Source organism: Sphingomonas crusticola (genome assembly GCF_003391115.1).
In the GTDB taxonomy this organism is placed as follows: Bacteria; Pseudomonadota; Alphaproteobacteria; order Sphingomonadales; family Sphingomonadaceae; genus Sphingomonas_I; species Sphingomonas_I crusticola.
On record NZ_QTJP01000001.1, the window covers coordinates 1,868,666 to 1,891,337 of the forward strand.

Consider the following 22,672-nt stretch of genomic DNA (forward strand, 5'->3'; position numbering starts at 1 on the left):
CGACCGAGAGCGATCCACTTGCGCCGGCGGAGATGAACGATTGCTTAGTTCTTGAGACTGATCGTCATGTTCAGGACGTGGCTGGCGCCCGGCGCCACCTCGACCACATAGGGCTTGGCGCGGAACTCACCTCGATAGCCGACCGGATCGGCCAGCCCCTGCCAGGGCTCGATACATAGGAATGGCGCACCCGGCTTGGTCCACACCCCGAGCAGCGGCAGGTCGGTGAACGCAACCTCGATCATGCGATTGCCGGGAACGCCGAAGCGGACGCTGCGCGAGTGGAGTTCGTCGAAAATGATGGCGTCGTCGACGAAGAGGTCGTCGCGCACCGCCAGCATTTTGCCCTCGACCGGCGTCGCGCGGGGTTCGGGCAGGACCAAACCGTTGGCGGTATCGATGCGGCGGATCGGGGCGGGTTCGTCTTCGGCGAAGACCAGCCGATGGTCGGCGCGCGTGCCGCCCCATGGCAGCGGCCAGCGGAAAGCGGGGTGGAAGCCGAAGCTCGCGGGCAGGGGCTCGTCGCCGGGATTGAAGATGGTGACATACGTGTGAAGCGCCGCCCCTTCGATCGCGACGGCGATGTCGAGCCGGAATTCGAACGGATATTGCGCGCGCGTTGCCCCGCTCGATTCGAGCCGGAAGGTCGCAGCGGCAGGCTGATGGTCGATCAGCGTGAACATGCTTTTCCGCGCGAAGCCGTGCTTGGCCATCGGATAGGCCTGCCCCTCGACATGGATCACGTCCTCATTCACCGCCCCGACGATCGGGAAGAGGAAGGGCGCGCGCCCCGTCCAATATTCGCGCGGCCCATCGGACAAAAGGTCGCGCCCCGCCTCGTCCCGCAAAACGCGCATCTCCGCGCCCAATAGGCTGAACTCGGCGCTCAACGCGTCGGTGGCGATGCGGATCGTGTCGGTCATGCGTCGTCCTTATGCATACGCGGCGGCCAGCGCATCCATGCAGACGGGGTCGCGGCCGCTATTTGCGCAAGCCCAGCAGGATATTGCCCTCGGTCGTCAGGTAATTGCGGCGATAATCGAAGCGCGGCGTGTCCGCGAACAGCAGATAATAATATTTCATCTGCTCCGACCACCAATAGCCTGGGCAATGATCCGCCTGCCGCTTGGGGGTGGCGGTCACGTCGGCGAGGTCGGTGTAGCCATATTGCGCCTTGTTCCAGCGCTGCATCGCCTGGAAATGCGTGCGCGCGATCGCGCGCCAGCGGGGATTGCGGTCGAGCAGCCACAGATTGAAGGCGGCATCGACCAGTTCGGGCCGCAGCGCGTTGGTGACGGCGGTCGGCTGCCCGCTGGCATAATCATAGGCCTCCGGCAGCACGCCGAAACGGTCCTGCAGCGCCGCCCAGCTCTCGGTCACCTTTGCCCCTGTCGCCCGCGCGCCACCCTGGCCGAGCAGGCCGCCATAGAAAGAGGCGAGTTCGTCCTGCTCGCTGCTGATGACCCCGCCCGTTTCGAAATCGACGTCGGCGATCCACAATTGGCCATCGCGGCGGACCTGCTGATGGCGCAGGATCGCGGCGGTGCAGACGCGGTACATGCGCAGGCATTCGCGATCGCCGAGCAATTGCCAGCCGTCCCACAGATATTCGTAATAGCTGTCCGCATAGGAGCCGACCGTCGCACGGCGATCGAGCCACTGGCCGGTCAGCGCATCGATCTTGACCGCCAGCAGGTCGAGCCTGGAGCGCTTCGCGAACAAGGCGCGCTGCGCCTTGCGCGCGGCATCGCCATAGCGCGGATCGCCCGTCAGCCGGCTGAGCGTCGCCCATTCGGGCAGGAAGCTCCCGATCTCCGCCGGATTGGTTTGCGGATCGCGTACCGCCCCCGTCCGGAGGTTGACGAAACGATAGGGGAAGCCGGTCGGCGTCGCGAACGCCGGCAGCAGCCGGTCGGCCAGGTCCCGCGCCTTGGCCAGCAACATCGGATCGCCGCACGCATGGTGCGCCGAGAGCAGTCCGCCGACCAGGCGGATAGACGTCTCGAACACGGAGACCTCGCCGTCCACGTCGAAATCGGCCGCGGCTTTCACCCACGCCACGCCCTCCTCGAACTGCCGGTCGAGCCCCATCACCCACAAGGTGTCGAGCGCCTCGATCAGGCTAAGACCGAGATGGTGGGTCTTGAGCGGGAAGCTCGAGACGCCGCCGCTGACCGGCCTGATCTCATCCTTGCCCCACGCGCGCTGGCGATAATGATCCCACGCCCAGGCCATCTCGCTTTTAACGGCCTCGCCCAGCGCCGCCCAATCGCTGTCCGCGGACGCGGTGGCGCGTGCCACCGCGCCGCCGCCGAGCATTGCCGCGCTTGCGGCCAGGAAGTTACGCCGGGCGATGCGGGCCATCGCCACTCAGGCCGGCTTGCGGAATTTGTAGATGAACTGATCGGTCCGGCCGCGGATGGCGGGATCGAACACCTTCTTCTTGTGGTCGTCGGCGGGGTTCGCGAGCAATCGGCTTTCGCCGACGAAGCGGAAGCCGGCTGCGATCACCTGGCGCTTGACGATCGCCCCTTCGATCCGGTGGAGCGTGTCGGTGTTGCGCATGCCGGTGCCGGGCGCATCCTGATGATCGATGATCAGCAGCACGCCGCCGGGCTTGAGCGCGGCATAAGCCGCCCTGTTGAACACCGACGGGTCGAGCTTGCCCATGAAGGCGTCGGGATAATCGTGATAATTCTGGGCAGTGAAGACCAGATCGACCTTCTCCGGCACGGTCAGCGCGTTCGCCGGCTGGATCGCCAGCGTGACGTTAGGATAACCCTGCTTGGGCAGCGACGCATAATTGAGCGTGTCGCGTCCCGCCTCGTCGGCATAGGGCTTGGGCCAGATGCCGTAGACGTGGCCCCTGGGGCCGACCGTGCCGGCGAACAGCCGCGTCCAGTAAGCGCCGCCGGGGATCAGATCGAGCACCTTGTCGCCCGGCTTGACCCCGGCGAAGGCGAGGATTTCGGGGCCGTGGCGACGCGCATCCTGCTTCACCTGATCCCCGCGCGCGGGATTGGCGGCGGCCCGGGCGATGGCGGGCGGGAGCGCCGCGGCGTGCGCGACGAGCGGCGCGGTCGCGAATAAAGCGACGGCGGCAAACTTCAGCGACCTGGTCATATCCTTCTCCCCTTCCCTGGATCGATGCGCGTCCATAACAATTTCCGTGCGAGCCGTCGCGCCACCCGGTGTCGTTCGCGACACGACGCGCTCGCCTGCCGACTATTTCAGCCGGTGGTACAATGCGGCTGATACTCAACCGGGAAATTGACCGAACGCGCGATGAAGCAAACCTCGTGGATGCGATGATGGATCGCATCGGCCTGCGCGAGATCGCTGCCCGCGCGCACGACGATCTGCGGCCGCAATATCGCGCGCACGAAGCGCCCCGCGCCGCTCGGGCTGCTTTCGCCGATACCGATCGGCGTGTCGCTGTAGGATTCGACCACGATGCCGGCCTCGCTGGCATAATGAAGATACCAGAGCATGTGGCATGCCGCGAGCGACGACAGCAGCAGATCCTCCGGATTGGCGAGCGCGGGATTGCCGCCCAGCAGCGGATCGTTCGAACAATGGACGACCGGCTTGCCGGGGATCGCGATGTCCCACGTCCGGTCATAGCCGCGATAGCTGGCCGTGCCCTCGCCGCGATTGCCGGTCCACGCGACATGGCTGGAATATTCATGCTGCTTCAGCAGGCCCACGTGCTTCCGCCTTTCCGGCACCTTCCATGCCTCAACCGGCGACCGCCACCACATTGTCGTCGCTGTTGCGGTCAATATATTTATTATAGGGATCGACGCCCGCGAACGCCGGCTTGCGCTTCGAGATCACCCGGATCAGCTGCTGGCCCGATCTGACGGGTTCCCGCTCCATCGAGATGACATCCTTCGCCGCGAAGGCGCCGAGCCCGGGACGCCGGTCGAACAGGCCGATGTCGATCTGATCGGCGAGCGGCGCCTGTTTCTCGACGCCGGTGCCATTGGCATAATATTTGGCGGCATCGATGGAGATCGCGGTTTCGAAATTGCCGTCGGCCAGCTTGCGCACGGTCGCGGTCTTGGCCTTGAGATCGTAGACGGTGATGCGATCGAGCAGGTCGAGCACCAGCTGGCGCTCCCCCGCTGTGCGCGCGAGCGACAGGAAGCCGTTCACCAGATCGAGCGAGCGCGGATAAGGCTGGCTCTTGAAGCGATATTTGTCGAGCAATTGCGCCAGCATGTGGTTGACGCGGTCCTCGCCCAAGCGGTCCTGCAGCAAATACATCACGACCGCGCCCTTGCGATAATGGATGTAGCCCTGATCCTCGACGCGATCGAGCGGCAGTTCCTCGATCCGTTCGGATCCGCGCGAGCGCAGATAATTGTCGAGCTCATATTTGAGGAAGCGGCGGATCTTGTCCTCGCCATAGAGGTGCTTCATCACCATCAGCGCCGAATATTGCGCCATGGTCTCCACCAGGATCGTGCCGCCCTGCATGTCGGCGCTGATGATCTGGTGCGCCCAATATTGGTGGCCCAGTTCGTGCGCGGTGACATAGGTCACATAGTCGATCTTCTCGGGATCGTGCGTGTCGGCAATGAAGCCGATCTTTTCGGAATAAGGGATGGTGCCGGCGAAGGCCTGCGCGAAGCTGGCATAGCCGGGGAATTCGATGATGCGCGCATAATCGAATTGATAGGGCCCGAAATGGGCGCGGTAATAAGCCAGCGACACCTTCATCGCCGCCAGCATCCGATCGACATTGAAGCTGTGTTTCGGATCGTAATAGACGGTCAGCTTGACGCCGTCGGCCATTTCCGACTTCTCGGCATAGGCTGCGGACTGGACCGAGAAGAAAGCCAGGATCGGCGCGCCCGAGACGAAATGGGCGGTGCGGCGCGCACCCCGGGTGATGTCGCTGACCTTGCGGCCCGGCGCGATCGGCACCTGGCCGGCATCGGTCGAGACAATGATGTCCGAACGCACCCAATCGGCATCGCCAACATAATTGCGGCGCTGCGCCGACACATCCTCCAGCTTGGCTTTGCGCAGTTCACCCGGCAGCCCATATTTGCGCCGCTTGACGCGATCGCTCAGCAGTCCGTCGCGCGTCATGCCGATCTGCGGCGCGATCTCGGAATTGTCGAGGAAGGTGCCGTTGGCGACCAGCCTGGTGTCGTCGTTGCTGGCCGGAATCCCGCGCTGCCACCGCTCGGTGCGGAAAGACACGGTCCCGGTCGCACCGGGCGCAAGCGGCGTGTCGAAACGGTAGATGCGATATTTGAAGTCGGCATCGTTCATCGCCAGCCTGGCGCCGGGGATGTCGATCGCCACGATCCGCGTCTGTTCGCTCGGCAGCCGGACGTGCAGCACCTTGAGCGGCGCGCCGGTATCGTTGACGAAGCGGTAGGTACCTTGCGTCTCCGCGCGCCGCTCGGCCGGGTAAAGCGCGACCTTCATGCTGATGTCGGTCAGCGACGGCTGGAGCAGCTTTTCATATTTTAGATATTTCTTCTCATAATGCGCGAGCCGTTTGTCGCTGTCCTCGCGCGTGCGGTAGACGTTGAGCACGTTCATATTGTGATAGAGGAAGGCGCCGGTCGCCACCGTCACGACCAGCGCAGCCGCCAGGATCGCGCCCGACGGGCTGACCAGCCGCCGCGGCAATTGCGCGAGGCGCGGCCGCAACCGCGTTTCGGTCCCGCGGCGCCACAGCAGATGCGCCAGCACCGCCAGCATCACCGCGAACGCGCCCCAGTAAAGCCGCAGCCACCAGCCGAGCGCACCGCCGATCTGGTCGCCATTCATGTCGGAAAGCTGCGCGCTGCCGGTGCTGTCATAATTGTACAGCGGGTAGCCGAGGCCGATATTCTGGAGCGTGATGGTGCCGACCAGATAGACGACCATGATGCCCCAGCCGACATATTTGTTGGGGCTGAGCGCCTGGATGAAGACCGCGAGAATCGCGAGGATCGCCATGTCGACCGTCTGCGGCAGCAGATACCAGCCGATATATTGGCCGAGCGCGATGTCGGTCTGGCCGCGCCCAACCTGGACGATGATCGCCGCGACGACCGAAATCAGCAGGGTGGCGAACAATACGCCGGTCACCGCGAGCGTCTTGGGCACCATATAGGCCCAGTTGGGTAAGGCGGTCGCGTCGATGATTTCGTGCATCTTGCGCTCGCGATCGCGCCAGACGAGCTCGCCCGCATAATAGATGGCGATGATGATCGGGATGATGCTGAACGATCCGGCAAGATCGCCGATCAGCGCGAAGGCCAGCGGTCGCGCGGGCGTGCCGTAAATCTCGTTGGCGTACAGCATCGCGCCGACCGCGTTGAACAGCCCGACCAGCAGCAGCACGAAGAAAGCGGGGCTGCGGAACACCAGCCGCATTTCGAACCGGCAGCGCGCCCATAATTGGCTCCACGCCGCCGCCGACGGCCGGGCGGCGGGCAGCTGCGTCACCAGCAGCGGCTGCGTCGCGGCCAGCTTGGTTTCGCGCCGCGCCTGGCGGCGGATCGCGCGCTTGGACGCTCCGCGCTCGGAGAAGCGGAAGCGCGAATAGGCCAGCGCCAGCGCGGCGAGGCCGACCGCGAACCAGATCGCGCGATTGAGCAGCAACGCCCCGCTGATGGCCGGGGTCGACGCGTTTGATTCGCTCGCCGTCCAATAGCGCGTGACGTTGGAGAACACGCCGATGCCGAACGGCTCGATATAGCCCGACAGGTCGCGCAATTCGGGCTTGGCGCGGATCACCGTGTTGAGCACGACGTAGAGCACCAGGAAGACGACGACCGCGAGATAGGAATACATCATCGAGCGGGTCATCGTCGCGACCGCGAAGAAGATCGCCGCGGTCAGGAACAGATTGGGCAGAGCGAGCACGAAATAGGCGTAGAGATAATCGTGCCAGCGATTGGCGCCGAGCGTCTCGCCATCGATCCACGGCATCAGCGAACCCAGCCACATCGCCAGCGGTACGGTCGCGAACGCGATCGCGGCGGCGAGGAAGGCGCCGAGGAATCGCGCGAACAGATAGTCGAACCGGCTGACGCGGGTGGAGCGCACCATCGGCCCGAAGCCGCTTTCGTCGTCGCGCACGATCACGTTGGCGACGAATGCCGTCGTCACGAACATGAAGAAGATCGACAGGATCAGGTGCGTCATCGCGATCGCGACCGGCGCATTCTTGTGGATATTGCCGCCGCCGCCGATCTGGATCTGCTCGACAGTGACCGACCCGAAGGTCAGCAGGAAGAACAGGATGGCGACCACCCAGAAGACCGGGTTGCGCAGCTGGTAGCGCAGCTCGAAGCTGGCAATCTTGCCGAACATCGACGTCACGCCGCTTCGGCGACGGGCGCGCGGCGCGTGCGCGCGAGCGTGGAGAAATAGACGTCCTCCAGCCCGCCATCGACCGCCTCGAAACCCTCGCCGGGATCGGAGGGAGACAATATGTGGACGATCGTGCGGCCCGCGAACAATCGGGTCGAGATCAGTTCGTAGCGCTGGCGATATTCGTCCAGCTGGTCGCGCTCGATCGTCTTGGCCCACACCGTGCCGCGCGATTGCCGGATCAGTTCCAGCGGCGCGCCTTCCAGCTGGATCCTGCCGGCGGCGAGCACCGCCATGCGCGGGCACAGGTCCGACACGTCCTCGACGATGTGGGTCGACAGGATCACGACGACGCGGTCGCCGATCTCGGCGAGCAGGTTGAGGAAGCGGTTGCGCTCTTCGGGGTCGAGCCCTGCGGTCGGCTCGTCGACGATGATCAGATCGGGATTGCCGATCAGCGCCTGGGCGATGCCGAAGCGCTGCCGCATGCCGCCCGAAAAGCCGGCGATCGCCTTCTTCCGCACATTCCACAAATTGGTCTGGTTGAGCAGGGTCTCGACCGTTTCCTTGCGTTCGGGGGCCGAGGCGATGCCCTTGAGCACCGCCATATGATCGAGCATGTCATAGGCTGACACGCGCGGATAGACGCCGAAATCCTGCGGCAGGTAGCCGAGCCGCTCCCGCAATTTCTCAGGGTTGGCGATGACGTCGAGCTCGCCGAAGCGGATGCTGCCGCTGGTCGGCGTCTGCAATGTCGCGAGCGAGCGCATCAGCGTCGACTTGCCCGCACCATTCGGTCCCAGCAGGCCGTACATGCCCTTCGGGATGCTGAGCGTCACGTCGTCGAGCGCGCGCGTTCCGTTGGCATAGATATGGGTGACGGCGGTGAGTTCGAGCACGCGAAATTCTCCCTGTGGGGAGCAATTCTAGCGCGTGTGTTAGAAAGCTAAAGCACTAAATCGCGGGATGCCGACGGCATCGGCGCTCACCTTCTCACGGCCTCGTCGACGTGGGACTTGCCCTTGCCTCGCCAGGGAGACATCCGTGTGGCCCGCACGCTGATGGGTAGCCGATGACCCCCGCCTCGATCGAAGACTTTCGCGAACTCGCCCGCCGCCGGCTGCCGCGCTTCCTGTTCGATTATATCGACGGCGGCTCCTATGCCGAGGATACGCTGCGCGCCAACGAGGCCGACCTCAGGCAGCTCAAGCTGCGCCAGCGCGTGATGCGCGACGTGTCCGAAATTTCGCCCGGCACGACCATGCTGGGGCAGGAAGCGGCCTTTCCGGTCGCGCTCGCCCCGATCGGGCTCGCCGGCCTCTATGCGCGCCGGGGCGAGGTCCAGGCGGCGCGCGCGGCCGAAGCGGCGGGCATCCCCTTCATCCTCTCCTCCTCGTCCTGTTGCGCGATCGAGGAGGTGGGGCGCGGCGTCACCAAACCGGTCATGCTCCAGCTCTACATGATCAAGGATCGCGGCTTCATGGCCGAGCTGCTCGCGCGCACCGCCGCGGCGGGGGTCGAGACCTTGATCCTCACCGTCGACCTGATCGTCCATTCGCCGCGCCGCCGCGACCTGCGCACCGGCCTGACCGGGCAGCAGGGGCTTGCCGCCCGGATGACGCGCGCGGTCGAGATAGCGCGCCACCCCGCCTGGGCGTGGGACGTGGGCCTTTGGGGCCGCCCGCATACGCTCGGCAATTTCGCGCCCTGCATGCCGGACGGCGCCGGTCTCGCTGAGTTCACCGCCTGGGTCGGGCGCAATTTCGATGCCTCGATCACATGGGCCGATCTCGATTGGCTGCGGCAGCATTGGCATGGGCGCCTGGCGATCAAGGGCATTCTCGATCCCGACGATGCGCGCGATGCGATCACGGCGGGCGCCGGGACGATCATCGTCTCCAACCATGGCGGCCGCCAGCTCGACGGCGCGCCGTCGTCGATCGCGGCCCTGCCGGCGGTGGTGGAGGCGGTCGCCGGCCGCGCCGACGTGCTGATGGACGGCGGCATTCGCTCCGGGGTCGACATCCTGCGCGCGCTCGCGCTCGGCGCGCGCGGCATATTGCTCGGGCGGGCCTGGGCTTTCGCCCTCGGCGCGCAGGGCGGCGCCGGCGTGACGCGCATGCTCGAACTGATGCGTCATGAATTGGCGGTGGCGATGGCGCTGACCGGTCAGCGCGACGTTCGTACCGTCAGCCGCGACATTCTCGTCGACGGCTGAACCCATACGCGGCGCCTCGCCGGCGCGCCTCCGCGGGTTCCTTAGCCGGACCCGAACACCTACATGTCCCAAAATTGCTAGGCGCCCGCCTTCCCAGGCCGGCGTTGCCATATCCGCGCTTGAACAGGAGCATCTCATGGATCTGAAACTCGCCGGCAAAAGCGCGATCGTCACCGGATCGACCGCGGGCATCGGCCTCGCCATCGCTGCGCGGCTCGCCGCCGAAGGCGTCGCGGTCACGATCACCGGCCGCAACCAGGACAAGCTCGATGCCGCCGCGCGCGAGATCGCCGCATTCGCCGACGGCGCCGGCACGGTCCGCGCCATCCTCGCCGATGTCGCCACCGCCGCGGGCGCCGAAACCTTGATCGCGGCGGTTCCGGACGCGGACATCCTGGTCAACAATCTCGGCATCTACGAAGCCAAGGCCTTCACCGACATCAGCGACGCCGACTGGCATCATCTGTTCGAGGTCAACGTCGTCTCCGGCGCGCGGCTCGCGCGCCATTATTTCCCCCGGATGCTCGCCCGCAATTGGGGTCGCATCATCTTCATCTCGTCCGAAAGCAGCCTCGTCATCCCGCAGGAGATGATCCACTACGGCACCACCAAGACCGCGCAGCTCGCCATCGCCCGCGGCCTCGCCGCGCAGACCGTCGGCACCGGCGTCACCGTCAATTCGGTCATGCCCGGCCCGACCCGCTCCGAAGGCATCGTCGATTTCGTGAAGAGCGTGCTGCCCGAAGCGCAGTCGGATGAGGAGGCGGAGAAATTGTTCTTCGAGAAAATGCGCCCGCTCTCGCTGATCCGCCGCTTCATCGAAGCGGACGAGATCGGCGCGATGGTCGCCTTCCTCGCCAGCCCGCTTGCGGCGGCCACCAACGGGGCCGCCATTCGGGCGGAGGGTGGGATCGTGCCGACTATCGCTTGAGCGCTCGGTGGCGCGATCAGTGACGTTCGTTCAGGCCACAACGTAAGGCAGCTAAGCGCCCAATCGGCGCCCGTCATGGCAGTGCCGCTTATTCCGAACGCCGCGCCGCGCCATCGGCGATGGGTCGCCGTACGACTTGTGCAGGGGCGCGAGGTGCAGCGCTCCACAGGGTCGCAGCCGGTCGCGCGCCGTCGTCTTCAAATATCGATGCCCAACGCCATGAAGGCGTGGAAGCCGGTCCCGGCATGGCCGTCGGTGAAGGTCGGCCCGCCCGAGCCGAGCAATCGGAAAGGGCCGCCGAGCTTGAGGATCATGCCCAGGCCGAAGCTGGTCGTCGCCCGGCTGTCGACGGCATCGGCGCCGGTGCGGTTGACCTCCACTCCGATCAACAGGCGCTCGCTTACGGCGCGCGCAAGCGCGGCCCCGCCGGTCCAATAACCGCGATTGCCGACGCCGGGATTGATCGCATAGCCGCCGCCGCTGAAGACGGACCACTTACCGGCATCCTTCTGCACCCACAGCGGCAGCAAAGCCGTCACCCGGCGGTGGCCGAAGCCGCGCCGTGCCGTCGGCAGGGTCACCCCGGGGAAAAACGCGACCGACAGGGCGGCGGTCTCATCATGATAGAAGCGGTATTTGACCGACGCTTCGAGATCGCCTCGCCCTGCGTGCAGGCCGCTTGCGTCATGGGCGTAGCTGACCGGTAGTCCGAATGTCAGCTGCACGCCCTCGGCCGCGCCGTAATTGAGCTCGGCGCCGAAGCCGCCGCCATAATCGCCACCGCGCCCGTCGACGTCGGCAAAGGGGGCATAAATCTCCCAATGGCCGGTGTCGGTCGGCTCGGGATCGTCTGTCAGAAAGGGTGGGCCGGCCCTGGCAGCCCCGGCCAACGCTAGGCTGAGCAGGAGCGCGCCAGTGCGGCGGCCGCGGCGTCGCCGTCCGGGCTGCGTCATCGCGCGGCGTCACCGGCCGGATGGCGGCCCGCCCGTTGGGGCAGGATCAGGATCAGCGCGACGATCGCCACCGCGAGGATCAGCGAGGCGAGCGGCCGGCTGATATCGAGGCCGCCATGATCGCGCGGCTTGTCGAAGAAATCGCCGACGGTGGCGCCGAGCGGGCGCGTGAGAATGAAGGCGGTCCAGAAGAGCACGACGCGGCTGATGCCGGTGGCGAAATAGAGAAGGGCGAGCACCGCCAGCCCGGCCCCGAACAGCATGGCACCGCCCGCATAGCCCAAGCCGGCGTCGGCCGCCCAGTCGCCGAGCGCGGTGCCCAGGGTCTGCGAGAAGGTGATGGTGATCCAATAGAAGAGTTGGGCGCGCGGGCTCGTCACGCTGTCGACCGCGATCGTGCCGAGCGTGCGGTGCCAGGCGAACAGCGACGCGAGCACGCAGGCGAGCAGCAGGAGCGTGCCGCCGGGATAGCCGATGCCTAGCGAGCGATCGGCGAAGTCGGCCAAGGTGGTGCCGCAGGTGGTGGAAGCGACGATCGTCGCCCAATAGAGCCAGGGGTTGAAGCGGCGCGCGCGGATCTGCGCCCAGACCAGACCGACCAGCAACAGCCCGAACAGCAGGGTACCGGCAAGATAGCCGTTGATCCACGATTGCTCCGCGCTGGGCGTGGTCTCGCCCAACCAGGTCATCGAGACCGCGTCGCCGCCGGTCTCGCCCAAGGTCGTGGCGAGAATCTTGATGACCCAGAAACCGAGCGTCACCGCCGGCACTTTGGCGAGCATGTCCTTCGTGCGGTCATCCATAGCGCTTCCTTGCTCCCATCACGTGGCCGGACGGCCTGCCGCCATGCGCCTCAGAGGACGGCGGCGTCGCGCCAAATCCGCAGCTTAAAACCGTGACGATCCGACGCCTGGTTGCTCAGGCAAGTCGGCCGACGCACGCCCTATAGGCCTGTTTGCCGGTATAAGCATGGACGTCCGCTTGCACCTCCGGCTCGGCGATCCGAGCGGAGCGCGTGATCTCGCCGACGATCGCTTGAGCTTGGTTAAGACTCGGCTATCGCTCCGCGTGACGCTTAGCGGGCGAGCAATTCGGGCGACGCGGCCGAAAACAGTCGGGCATGCCATCGTGCGGCGGCGACAATTGCGGCGAGCTCGATTGCCAATGCCGTGCCCTGCGAAATCAGCGGCGACAGATCCAGCAACAGGACGCCCATGAACAGGAACAACGTGATCGTCGCCGCGCCGATCAGGGCGACGAACTTGACGACACGCGGCCAGTCCCCGTCCACCACGACCCACGCCAGACCAAGATGTGCCATGGCGAGCGAAAGCCACAGGATCAGCAGCACCGGCACCGCGCTGATCTGGGACCAGACCAGATAAGGGTTCGGTCCCGCGCCGGACCCCGGCATGCCATAGGCAGCGGCGCCCCAGAAAAAGGACGAGAAGCCGATCGCCCGCTCGAACTGGAGGACGGCCATCGGCAGGAGCAGCCCGAGCGCGAGTGCGTATTTTGCGAGCACCAGACGCCCTTCGCCCTGTCGGACCATTTCACGCCATGCGGCGATCAGGCAGCCGCTCGCGAAGACCAATGGCTTGCCGTCTTCGACCGCCGTTTCGAACTCCGCTTCCATCGCCAGGCCCCACTCCCCGCGATCCGTGCCGAGACAGCGGACGGCCAATGCCAGCACCCCCCGCGCAGCGGCTATGGTCATGCTAAGGCAAGCTTGGCGGGTGTCGCGACGCATTTATCGGCCGTCGCCTGCGCCAGGGCGATCCCCGCTGACGTGAGCCGATAAGCATGGCGTGCGGGCCGGCCGAGCTGCGCCGGTTCGCGCCATTCGGCTTCGATCAGCCCCTGGTCGGCCATACGCATCAGCAGCGGATAGAGCGTGCCCGACAGCAGCCCCGTCTCTTTCATCAGCTCGTAGCCATGATGCCATTGCTGCGCGCGCGCGGCCAGCGCCTCGAGGAGGATGAGCATCTGCCTGGACGGTCGTCGGTTGCGGGCCACGGGCTAAAACAACCTAGGTAGAATTAGATGTCAAGTTGGCCATCAAGGAACAACGCCCGGTCGTCGCTCGAACAGGAAGGTCTCGCGGGCGCCCGGGACCTGCACCTCTTGCGGATCGGGAAGGCGATCGAGCCGCAGCTTGGCCGCCGGGCGCGAGCCGTCGATCTCGAAACCGAGATTGTCCATGCCGCCGACATAGAAGCGGGGCAGGACATAAAAGCCGCCTGCGTCGCGCCCAATTGTGTAGCGGGTCGCTGGCTTGCCGTTGAGGGCCATCTCCCCATCGTGCAACGTCAGACCTCCGCAGCAATCGTTGAGAAAGCTGCCATTCTCCCATCCTCGCGGGGCCGACGGTTTCATCAGGACGATGAGCGCCGTCAGCACGACCGCGACCACGCCCGCCGCCCCGATCGTCCACCGATGATGCGCCCCCAACCGCGCGACTTTCCCGGTCGGTGACACCTCGATCGTCATGGCTTCCCCCTGCAGGCGGGCAAAGTACGACATATGTAGATTTAAGAGTCAAGCGCGTGCGTGTGAGGCTTGCACGGCCGGCGCGTGACGATCGCCGTCGCGATGCCGGTCTTTCCCATCTGGTGGGCACGACGATGCCCGCGCGTCGTAGCCGCCCGAGCGGCGGTGCGGTAGCAAAGGGTCGTGGGAAGCGCGCCGCCGGAGACGTCCTCAACGGGCGATCGGGCGAAAGCGGATCGCGACAGGGAGGGATGTCATGCGCATCGATCTTTTCAAAATGAGCCTTGGTGTCGCGGCCGCTTTGCTCGCGGCGGGTGCCGCGCCGGCCCAGCCGCCGCTCGATTTCTCCGTGAAGCATCCCGATTCCGGTCCGACCCGGGGGCTCCCGCCCGGCTCCAGCCAGATCTCCTATTTCGGCGAGCGCGCGGCCTTTTCGCCCGACGGCCGCAAGATCGCCTTCGTCGGCGATTACGACGCTTTCGAATATGATCGGAGCACCGGGCTGACGCGCAACCTCACCGCGCATATCGCGCACAAGACCATCCTGCGCGTCCAGTATCTCGCCGACGGCAACTTCATCATTTCGGGCTTCCGCAGCCTCGGCAAACTGCAATTCGCCACGCGCGACGAAACCCGCAAGGTGCGCGCGACCGACACCGATCTGTTCTTCCTCGGCAAGAGGCCCGGCGCGCCGCTGCTGCCGCTGGACGCGCAGCTGCACGAGGGCTTCGCCTTGTCGCGCACCGCCAACAAGATCGCCTGGGCGGAAAACGTGCCGCACGACATGACGCAGACGGTCGACGGCCACGCCTGGGCGAACATGTACGTCGCCGACGTGCGGGTTGCGCCGGACGGGCTCCATGCCAGCCTCGCCAATCGCAAGCTGGTCAAGGCGATGGATATCGCGGACTGCTATTGGGAGCCGCAGGATTTCCGCAACGGCGACAGCGAGATCCTCGCCCCCTGCTACATGACGAACCGCACCGCGCTGCGGGGCGACAAGGGCGCCCCCGCGCTCCTCGGCGAGAAGATCGTCGGCGTGAACGTCGCGACCGGGAAGGTCGTCACATATTATACCAAGACCGACATGTATGCCGAGATCGAAGGCACCGCGCCCGACGGCAAATGGGCGCTGATCGAATGCGGGCCGCGGCTCGCCGGTCCGCTCGATCTCTGCCGCTTCGACTTCGCCAAAGGCCCGGACCAGATTCTGTCGCGCGTAACCTTCGGGCAGGATTACGGACCCTATAAAATCTCCAATCCCGTCGTCAGCCGCGACGGCAAATGGGCCGCCGCCCAGCTCGCGACCCTGGCTGATGATGCCGGAACGGGCAACGGCATCGTGCTCATCAAATTGCCGCCTTCATAGACTGTGGCGCGGTGCGGCGTTTATCGCGGCGTTTGAGTCCTTAGCTCCCCAGCGGCGGGTGGCCGAGCGGTCCGGACGATCGCTCAAGGTGCGCGCGATCCCAGCCGGCAAGATTGGCGGCGGCTTCGTAGGTGCTTTCCAGAAACTCCAGTAGCGCCGCGTCCGGATCGCCGCTGGCGATCACCGCCGCATAAGGCAGCAAAAATTCACCCAGGGCCGCATCGAACGTCGCGGCGGATGGCCGGACCGGCGCCTGCGCGAAGCCCGCCGGGGCCGGATAGGCGTAGCTGTAGAAGCTGGGGCCGGCGGCGATCTCCAGGCCCGGCCAGAAGCCGGCGCTCGACACCTCCCGGCAATAGGCTTCGCGCGCGACCGCGTCGGGCATGTTGGGCGCGCCGCCGGGATGCGGCGGCGCCGCGCGCCCCGAAAAGCGCGTGACCGCGAGATCGAACGCGCCCCAGAATAAATGGATCGGGCTGCATTTGCCCACGAACCGCGTCCGGAAAATCTGGAACACACGTCCGATCTCCACCAACGCGCGCCAATAGGTTGCCGCCACGTCCGGATCATAGGCGCGCGGCCTCGTGTCCTTGTGAAACGGCACCGCATCGGGAATCTCGGACGGCATGCGGTCGATCCGCACGGCGATGCCGATCTCCGCCAGCGCGGCCATGGTCGCTTCGTGAAAGTCGCGCACGCTTTGCGCCCGCAACGCCACGTCGGCATGCGCGCCATCGCTCGCCCGCAGCTCCAGCCGGCTGGCGATGAAATCGAATTCGATCGTGAACGAACGCCCGTCGGCGGGGATGAGCCCGGTCGTCAGCCCGCGCGCCGACAGATAGAGCGGCACATGCCAGGCGTGATTTTCCCACGGCGTCATCCTCAGGCGGACCTTGCCCACCACCTGCGACCAGAGATGCAGCGCCTCGATCGTCGGCGCGAGATCGAGCGATGACAGATCGGGCCAACCGTGGGTCACCGCTTCAATCCTTACTGGCGGCATTCCCACCCGTCCAAATTGGTCACGCTCAGCGCATTGTCATATACCACCTGGCGCCCGGTCAAACTTGACATTTGTACGCATAAGGCGTACGACGTGACGCACTTTCGGCTCTTTCTCAGATTGGTAGTGGCGTGACGGCGGCGCGGATCGGTGGGTGCGTGCGTCGCCCGCGCCGGATTGCCGCGTCTCCGCGGCCTGCAGACGCTCGCCGCTACCGCAAATCATCAAGTTCGTTTCTGGTGTTTTTTTTCGCGCCGACGGCATCGGCTTCTTGCCATTGCTCTCACCCCGGACGCGCAGCTTCGCGACGCGCACATCGGCAGATCGCGCTCGAGCTCCGTCGGTGTTGGAATCTCCGCGCGTTTAAGGCGGAAGTTATTTTCTGGCCGCTTCGGGGTTCTTGTCGTCGGATGCGGGGGGACGCAGCGCCGCCGTCCGATCCGCGACGTTTGCCAGCGATGGCAGGCCGTCTGCGGGTCGATCGAGGTAGAAATAGGCGACGGCCGACACGTCGTCGCTGCGATAATAATTCGTCCACCCGTCGGGCACGCTGGGATCCGTCAGATCAACCGGCTTGGCGATCAGCTGCCGAAAATCCGATCGCCGACCCGGATCGACCGTAATGGGTCGCAGGGGCACGCCGGCGCCCTGCATGCGGATGACGTCCGCCTTCGGTGCGCCGCCGATCTGCTGAAGGTCGACCCGAATATCGCGATCGAACAGGATCGGATCGGGCACGTGAAAACGATAGAAGGTCCAGCGGCCATGCGGCTCATCCGCGACCGGCGAGCCCTGGAAACGGCCAACAAAAGCACCTTGTCCCCAGGCCGTGCCGATATAATCCTCGGTCCCGGTTCCGACCAATGTCGGCGTAGCACCGTCGCCATCGATATAGACCTTGGCTTCTCCCTCGCCGAACCAGCTCCTGCCATAGCGCGGGTCCGCAAATACGGTCACGATGCTGCCGAGGAACCGGCCATGACCTTTGACCGGCGGCAATATCGGGAACGCCACGCCGGGCGTGGTTGCGCGAGTGCGGCTCCAATGGGCGTGAAAATACAGCGCGTCCGCCGGCACGCTGCCCATTTTGCGCATGTCGACATCATAGAAGAGCATCGCCAATTCCCTGGCGGATTCGTTGGTCACCACCATGCGGGCGCGCTTGCGGAACGGCATCGGGATATAGGAAATAAAGGACCTGCCCTCCGGGCTCGCAATGAGCGCGCTATCCATCGGCACAAGCGCGCCGGCGCCGGCGCCGAAGAAATCGCCAAGCGGTACCGATACAGCGGGCGTGCTGGCGCCGTCCCAATAGATGTCGAGCCGCAACGCGCGCAGCATTTCGGGAGACCGGTCGTCGATCGTCATCCAGATACGATCGATTATGCCGGCGCCCGCGACATCCGCCAGCACGAGCGCCTGGCCCGCAGGGATGGTTTGGTATGCACGCCCCTTCGCACCCGCATTCTCGACCCCGCCGGCGCCCTTCTGCGCGGTTGGGTTTTCCGGGCTGGCCCAGCGCGTGACGGTTCCCGGCTGCGCGCGATACCAGGCTTCGCGCGAATCTTGCGCGCGGACCGGCGAAGCGCACAAAGCGACCAAGGCGATCAGGGCAGCGCAGCTTGACCGCATCGCAACCTCCCTCTGCTGGTAAGGCGCGAGATGGCCTTCGCCGAACCTAGAATAATTATCCTGATGGACGGCGTTCTCGGGCGAAGATGGCCGATAATCATGGCTGACTACCGCTCGGCCACCCCCCTCAAACGTCCAGGTTCGCCACGCTCAGCGCATTGTCCTGGATGAATTCGCGCCGCGGCTCGACCACGTCGCCCATCAGGCGGGTGAAGATCTCGTCGGCAACGTCGGCCTGGCTCACCTCGACCCGCAGCATCGCGCGGTTGGCGGGATCGAGCGTGGTTTCCCACAATTGCTCGGCATTCATCTCGCCCAGGCCCTTGTAGCGCGCGATGGCGGTGCCCTTGCGGCCTGCGGCGAGCACCGCCTCCAGCAGTTCGGACGGGCGCGAGATGCGCCTGGCCGCCTTGCTGTCCACCACCGGCGCATCGTCGTCGCCCTCGGCCGCAGGCTCCTCGGCTTCGGCCTTGCCGATCGGCACCAGCTTGGCCACGGAGACATAGCTTTCGGCCTGCTCGGTCGCGAGGCCGTGCAGCTTGCGCGCCTCGGCCGACTGCACGAACGCGGCATCGACGACATGATGGTCGGTCACGCCGCGCCACAGGCGCCGCGCATGATAGCCGCCGTCGCCGGTCGGCTCGACCTCCCACTTGGCTTCGGGGTCGGCGCGGCCGAGCCAGCCGGCCACTTCGCCCGACACCACGCTGCGGTCGGTCAAGGTCGGGTCGAACGCGCCCGCCAGCGCCAGCGCTTCGATCAGGTCGAACGCATAACGGCGCGGCACATAGGCCATCAGTCGGGCCATGCGCTGGGCATGCTCCACCAGCGTGCGCAGATCGTTGCCCGAACGCTGGCCGCCGGGTCCGTCCAGCATCACCGCGGCAAGGCCGTTATCCAGCAGATAGGCTTCGAGCGCCTGCTGATCCTTCAGATAAGTCTCCGACCGGCTCTTGGTGACTTTGAACAAAGGCGGCTGGGCGATGTAGAGGTGCCCGCGCTCGATGATCTCCGGCATGTGGCGGTAGAAGAAGGTCAGCAGCAAGGTGCGGATGTGCGCGCCGTCGACGTCGGCGTCCGTCATGATCACGATCTTGTGATAGCGCAGCTTCTCGATGTTGAAATCGTCGCGGCCGATGCCCGTGCCCATCGCCTGGATGAGCGTGCCCACCTCCTTGGACGAGAGCATGCGGTCGAAGCGCGCGCGCTCGACGTTGAGGATCTTGCCCTTGAGCGGCAATATCGCCTGGATATTGCGGTCGCGGCCCTGCTTGGCCGAGCCGCCGGCGGAATCGCCCTCGACCAGGAACAGTTCGGACTTGGCGGGATCGCGCTCCTGGCAGTCGGCGAGCTTGCCCGGCAGCGAGGCGATGCCCATCACGCTCTTGCGGCTGGCTTCGCGTGCCTTGCGGGCGGCCTCGCGCGCGGCGGCGGCATCGATGATCTTCGTGATGATCGAGCGTGCATGGCCCGGATTTTCCTCCAGCCATTCGGCCAGCTTGTCCGCCATCAGGCTTTCCAGCGGCTGGCGCACTTCGCTGCTGACGAGCTTGTCCTTGGTCTGCGAGCCGAACTTGGGATCGGGCAGCTTGACCGATACGATCGCGGTCAGGCCTTCGCGCATGTCGTCGCCGGTCAGCGACACCTTCTCGCGCTTCATCATGCCCGACTTTTCGGCATAATTGTTGAGCGTACGCGTCAGTGCCGCGCGGAACGCGGCCAGGTGCGTCCCGCCCTCGCGCTGGGGGATATTGTTGGTGAAGCAGAGCGTCTGCTCGTAATAAGAGTCGTTCCATTCGAGCGCGACCTCGATCCCGATATCGTCGCGCTGGCCGGTGACCGAGATCGGCTCGGGAAAGAGCGGCGCCTTGGTGCGGTCGAGATATTTGACGAACGCGGCGATGCCGCCCTCGTAGAAGAGTTCATGCTCGACCCGCTCGGCATGGCGCGCATCGACCAGGAAAATGCGCACGCCCGAATTGAGGAAAGCGAGCTCGCGATAGCGGTGCTCGAGCTTCTCGAAATCGAACTCGAGAATCTTGAAGGTGGCGGGGCTCGGCAGGAAGGTGACGCGCGTGCCCTTCTTGCCCGGAGGCGCCGCGCCGACCACCTTGAGCGGGGCGACCGCATCGCCATGGGCGAAGCGCATATAATGCTCCTCGCCATCGCGCCAGATGGTGAGGTCGAGGAACTCGCTGAGCGCGTTGACGACCGACACGCCGACGCCGTGCAGGCCGCCGGATACCTTGTAGGCATTGTCGTCGGACGTATTCTCGAACTTACCGCCGGCGTGCAGCTGGGTCATGATGACCTCGGCCGCGGAAACGCCTTCCTCCTCGTGGATGCCGGTGGGAATGCCGCGGCCATTATCCTCGACCGAGACCGATCCGTCGGGGTTCAAAGTAATGACGATCTTGTCGCAATGACCGGCCAGCGCCTCGTCGATCGCATTGTCGGACACCTCGAACACCATATGGTGGAGGCCGGAGCCGTCGTCGGTATCGCCGATATACATGCCGGGCCGTTTGCGAACCGCGTCGAGGCCCTTGAGCACCTTGATCGAGGATGCGCCGTAATCTTCGGATTCTTGGGATATTGCCATGACAAGTATATAGGGATTCAGGTCGCAAAACCCAAGCAAAATGGGCCGGCCACCGCACCCTCCTCCGTCGCGCAATATTGCGCATTTTGTCCCCGTTATGGCGCTGCAAATTCCCTGCTAGCAGGACAGCGGCGGCCCGATCCGGTCGAGAAAAGCATCGATCCGCGCCATGATGGGCAGCCGCCGGGCGTTAGCCTCGCGCAGCAATTCGTGGCCGCCGCCCGGCACCTGCATCAGTTCGGCCTCGGGCAATGTCCGCGCCAGCCGCGCGATCGCGCGCACGTCGACCACAGGATCGCGCTGCGACGTTATGACCAGAACGGGGATGTCGAGCGCAGCGATATCGCGGCGGCGCAGGCGCCGGATCGACGTGCGCGCCGCCCGCACCCACGACCAGCTCGCCACCCCCGATGCCAGCTCCGGGCGCGAAGCCTTCCACCACGCTTTGTCGGCGCGCCGCTCCGGGCAGGAGGTCATGCGCCCGCCCACGTCGCCGATGTCCTTTCGTGATACCGGGCGCTCGGCGAGCCCGGCCAGACTGGCGAGGCCGGCAAGCCAGCGGAGCGCCCAGCCGGGCACGCCCATCACGCGGATGTCGATCATCGGCGAGGCAAGGATTGCGGCATCGATCACGTGCGTCCCGCGCGCCAGCATCCGCAACGTCAGATGGGCACCCATCGAATGGGCGACGATCACATGCGGCGCAGGCGTCGTCGCCGCCCATTGTGCGACGAAACCGGCCAGGTCTTGCACCATCGGATCGAAATCGAGCTGGTGGCAGATCAACGGATCGGCCAGCAGCCGCCCCGATCCGCCCTGCCCGCGCCAGTCGAAACCTGCGACGGTCCAGCCCTGCTCGTGCCAATGGATCAGCGGCTCGAGATATTTCTCGATGAAGTCGCCGCGCCCATTGAGGAACAGGATGCTGCCACGCGCCGGCCCGGGCTGCGGCCAAGCGAAGCTACGCAGCGCCCACCCATCAGCAGCCACCCAGGTATCGAAGGCCATGCCTGCGGGAATGCTTCGCCGCGGTTGAGGCGGCGCGTTCATGCAGCGGCGATCCCCGCGTCCGAGACGAGCAGCCGGGTCGCGGCGGCGGGCGCATCGGCGAACAGGCCGGGCTCGGTGCCGGTCATCCACGTCTGACCGCCCGCGACCGCCAACCGATCGAACAAGGCGGCGCGGCGCAACGGATCGAGATGCGCCGCAACCTCGTCCAGCAGCACGACCGGGCGCTTCCCTCCCTGCTCGGCCACCAGATCGGCATGCGCCAGGATCAGCCCGAGCAGCAACGCCTTCTGCTCGCCGGTCGAGCACGTTTCGGCCGGCATGTTCTTGTCGAGATGCGTCACCGTCAGGTCCGAACGGTGCGGCCCCGCCAGCGCACGTCCGGCGGCGGCATCGCGCCCGCGGCCGTTGCGCAATTCGCTGGCGAGCGCGGAGCGGGCGTCGGCGGAGGCGGGCGTCCAACCCGTAAGTGCAATGCCGGCGCGCGCGAACGGACCGGGCGTTTGCGCCGCCAGCCGCTCGCGCAACGCGGCAACCGTACGCGCACGCGCCTCAGCGATCGCGGCGCCATGTTCGGCCATGCCCGCCTCCAACGCCGTCAGCCAGGCCGGATCGGCGCCCTCCGGCTCGGCCAGCAACTTGTTGCGCGCCCGCGTTGCCGCCTCGTAGCGATTGGAATGCGCGGCATGGCTGGGTTCACGAGCGAGCACCAGCCGGTCCAGGAAGCGCCGCCGGCCCCCCGCGCTTTCGGCGAACAGCCGGTCCATCGCCGGCGTCAGCCACAGCACCGACAGCCATTCGCCCAAGGCAGCCGCGGATTTGTCGGCACCGTTGATCCGCACCTGCCGCCGCTTGGGCGCGGTCGCGAGCGTGCCCGTGCCGATATCGACCTTGCTCGCCAGCCGCGCATTGATCGCGAACCCGCCCGGCCCGTCGCTGCGCGCCATCTCCGACAGGGTGGCCCCACGCAGCCCACGCCCGGGCGTCAGCAGCGAGACGGCTTCCAGGATGTTGGTTTTGCCTGCGCCATTCTCGCCGGTCAGGATCACGAATCCCACGCCGGGCGCGATCAGCGCCTCGGCGTGGTTGCGGAAATCGGCAAGCGAAAGGCGGGAAAGGGCAACCATGAACCGGCTCGAA

Annotated in this window: 19 protein-coding genes; 3 read left to right on the forward strand and 16 right to left on the reverse strand. The window is 65.9% G+C overall.

What is annotated here, in order from left to right; translation table 11 throughout:
• Nucleotides 1-44: 44 nt before the first annotated feature.
• From DX905_RS08855 to DX905_RS08880, 6 genes are all read right to left on the reverse strand, one after another.
• Complete coding sequence (locus tag DX905_RS08855; RefSeq protein ID WP_116091031.1) at nt 45-923, reverse strand: aldose 1-epimerase family protein; 879 nt, start codon at nt 921-923, stop codon at nt 45-47.
• 58 nt (nt 924-981) lie between these two features.
• On the reverse strand, nt 982-2,364 hold the full coding sequence (locus tag DX905_RS08860) for a glycoside hydrolase family 47 protein (RefSeq protein WP_162875535.1): 1,383 nt from the start codon (nt 2,362-2,364) through the stop codon (nt 982-984).
• A gap of 6 nt (nt 2,365-2,370) precedes the next feature.
• Nucleotides 2,371-3,123: a class I SAM-dependent methyltransferase gene (locus DX905_RS08865; RefSeq protein ID WP_116091032.1), complete on the reverse strand. Its 753-nt coding sequence runs from the start codon at nt 3,121-3,123 to the stop codon at nt 2,371-2,373.
• Between the two features lie 107 nt (nt 3,124-3,230).
• Nucleotides 3,231-3,707, reverse strand: coding sequence for an OsmC family protein (locus DX905_RS08870; RefSeq protein WP_240320789.1), 477 nt, complete (start codon nt 3,705-3,707; stop codon nt 3,231-3,233).
• A 31-nt stretch (nt 3,708-3,738) separates the two neighbouring features.
• Complete coding sequence (locus DX905_RS08875) at nt 3,739-7,326, reverse strand: ABC transporter permease/M1 family aminopeptidase (protein WP_116092436.1); 3,588 nt, start codon at nt 7,324-7,326, stop codon at nt 3,739-3,741.
• A 5-nt stretch (nt 7,327-7,331) separates the two neighbouring features.
• Nucleotides 7,332-8,225, reverse strand: coding sequence for an ABC transporter ATP-binding protein (locus DX905_RS08880; protein ID WP_116091033.1), 894 nt, complete (start codon nt 8,223-8,225; stop codon nt 7,332-7,334).
• A 173-nt stretch (nt 8,226-8,398) separates the two neighbouring features.
• Here DX905_RS08880 and DX905_RS08885 point away from each other — a divergent pair, with 173 nt between their 5' ends.
• A complete protein-coding gene (locus tag DX905_RS08885; protein ID WP_116091034.1) occupies nt 8,399-9,544 on the forward strand; it encodes an L-lactate dehydrogenase in 1,146 nt (381 codons plus the stop codon).
• Between the two features lie 136 nt (nt 9,545-9,680).
• Entirely contained in the window at nt 9,681-10,475 is a 795-nt protein-coding gene (locus DX905_RS08890) for an SDR family NAD(P)-dependent oxidoreductase (protein ID WP_116091035.1), read from the forward strand.
• Between the two features lie 197 nt (nt 10,476-10,672).
• Here the strand turns inward: DX905_RS08890 and DX905_RS08895 are convergent, their stop codons facing one another.
• The 5 genes from DX905_RS08895 to DX905_RS08915 all read right to left on the reverse strand — a co-directional run bounded on the left by DX905_RS08895 (nt 10,673) and on the right by DX905_RS08915 (nt 13,918).
• Nucleotides 10,673-11,428, reverse strand: a complete 756-nt coding sequence (locus DX905_RS08895) for a hypothetical protein (protein ID WP_116091036.1) — start codon at nt 11,426-11,428, stop codon at nt 10,673-10,675.
• A complete protein-coding gene (locus DX905_RS08900; RefSeq protein ID WP_116091037.1) occupies nt 11,425-12,231 on the reverse strand; it encodes a COG4705 family protein in 807 nt (268 codons plus the stop codon). The genes DX905_RS08895 and DX905_RS08900 overlap by 4 nt, the downstream gene beginning before the upstream one ends.
• Before the next feature lie 272 nt (nt 12,232-12,503).
• The gene (locus DX905_RS08905) at nt 12,504-13,145 is read right to left on the reverse strand and encodes a hypothetical protein (protein WP_116091038.1); all 642 of its coding nucleotides are present in this window, start codon (nt 13,143-13,145) and stop codon (nt 12,504-12,506) included.
• Nucleotides 13,142-13,414 carry a PadR family transcriptional regulator gene (locus DX905_RS08910; protein WP_116091039.1) on the reverse strand — a complete coding sequence of 91 codons (273 nt, stop codon included), beginning with the start codon at nt 13,412-13,414 and terminating at the stop codon, nt 13,142-13,144. The genes DX905_RS08905 and DX905_RS08910 overlap by 4 nt, the downstream gene beginning before the upstream one ends.
• Before the next feature lie 72 nt (nt 13,415-13,486).
• Nucleotides 13,487-13,918, reverse strand: a complete 432-nt coding sequence (locus DX905_RS08915) for a hypothetical protein (RefSeq protein WP_162875536.1) — start codon at nt 13,916-13,918, stop codon at nt 13,487-13,489.
• A 256-nt stretch (nt 13,919-14,174) separates the two neighbouring features.
• Between DX905_RS08915 and DX905_RS08920 the strand changes: the two genes are divergently transcribed.
• The gene (locus DX905_RS08920) at nt 14,175-15,287 is read left to right on the forward strand and encodes a TolB-like translocation protein (RefSeq protein WP_116091041.1); all 1,113 of its coding nucleotides are present in this window, start codon (nt 14,175-14,177) and stop codon (nt 15,285-15,287) included.
• A 40-nt stretch (nt 15,288-15,327) separates the two neighbouring features.
• On the opposite strand, the gene DX905_RS08925 is transcribed toward DX905_RS08920, so the two are convergent.
• The 5 genes from DX905_RS08925 to recF form a co-directional block, all read right to left on the reverse strand.
• The gene (locus tag DX905_RS08925; RefSeq protein ID WP_240320790.1) at nt 15,328-16,266 is read right to left on the reverse strand and encodes a DUF5996 family protein; all 939 of its coding nucleotides are present in this window, start codon (nt 16,264-16,266) and stop codon (nt 15,328-15,330) included.
• Nucleotides 16,267-16,665: 399 nt separating this feature from the next.
• Entirely contained in the window at nt 16,666-17,922 is a 1,257-nt protein-coding gene (locus tag DX905_RS08930; RefSeq protein WP_116091043.1) for a glycoside hydrolase family 172 protein, read from the reverse strand.
• Between the two features lie 127 nt (nt 17,923-18,049).
• Nucleotides 18,050-20,524 carry a DNA topoisomerase (ATP-hydrolyzing) subunit B gene (gene gyrB, locus DX905_RS08935; RefSeq protein WP_116091044.1) on the reverse strand — a complete coding sequence of 825 codons (2,475 nt, stop codon included), beginning with the start codon at nt 20,522-20,524 and terminating at the stop codon, nt 18,050-18,052.
• A 117-nt stretch (nt 20,525-20,641) separates the two neighbouring features.
• Complete coding sequence (locus DX905_RS08940) at nt 20,642-21,532, reverse strand: alpha/beta hydrolase (RefSeq protein ID WP_240320791.1); 891 nt, start codon at nt 21,530-21,532, stop codon at nt 20,642-20,644.
• A gap of 38 nt (nt 21,533-21,570) precedes the next feature.
• Nucleotides 21,571-22,659 carry a DNA replication/repair protein RecF gene (gene recF, locus DX905_RS08945; protein WP_116091046.1) on the reverse strand — a complete coding sequence of 363 codons (1,089 nt, stop codon included), beginning with the start codon at nt 22,657-22,659 and terminating at the stop codon, nt 21,571-21,573.
• Nucleotides 22,660-22,672: the final 13 nt, after the last annotated feature.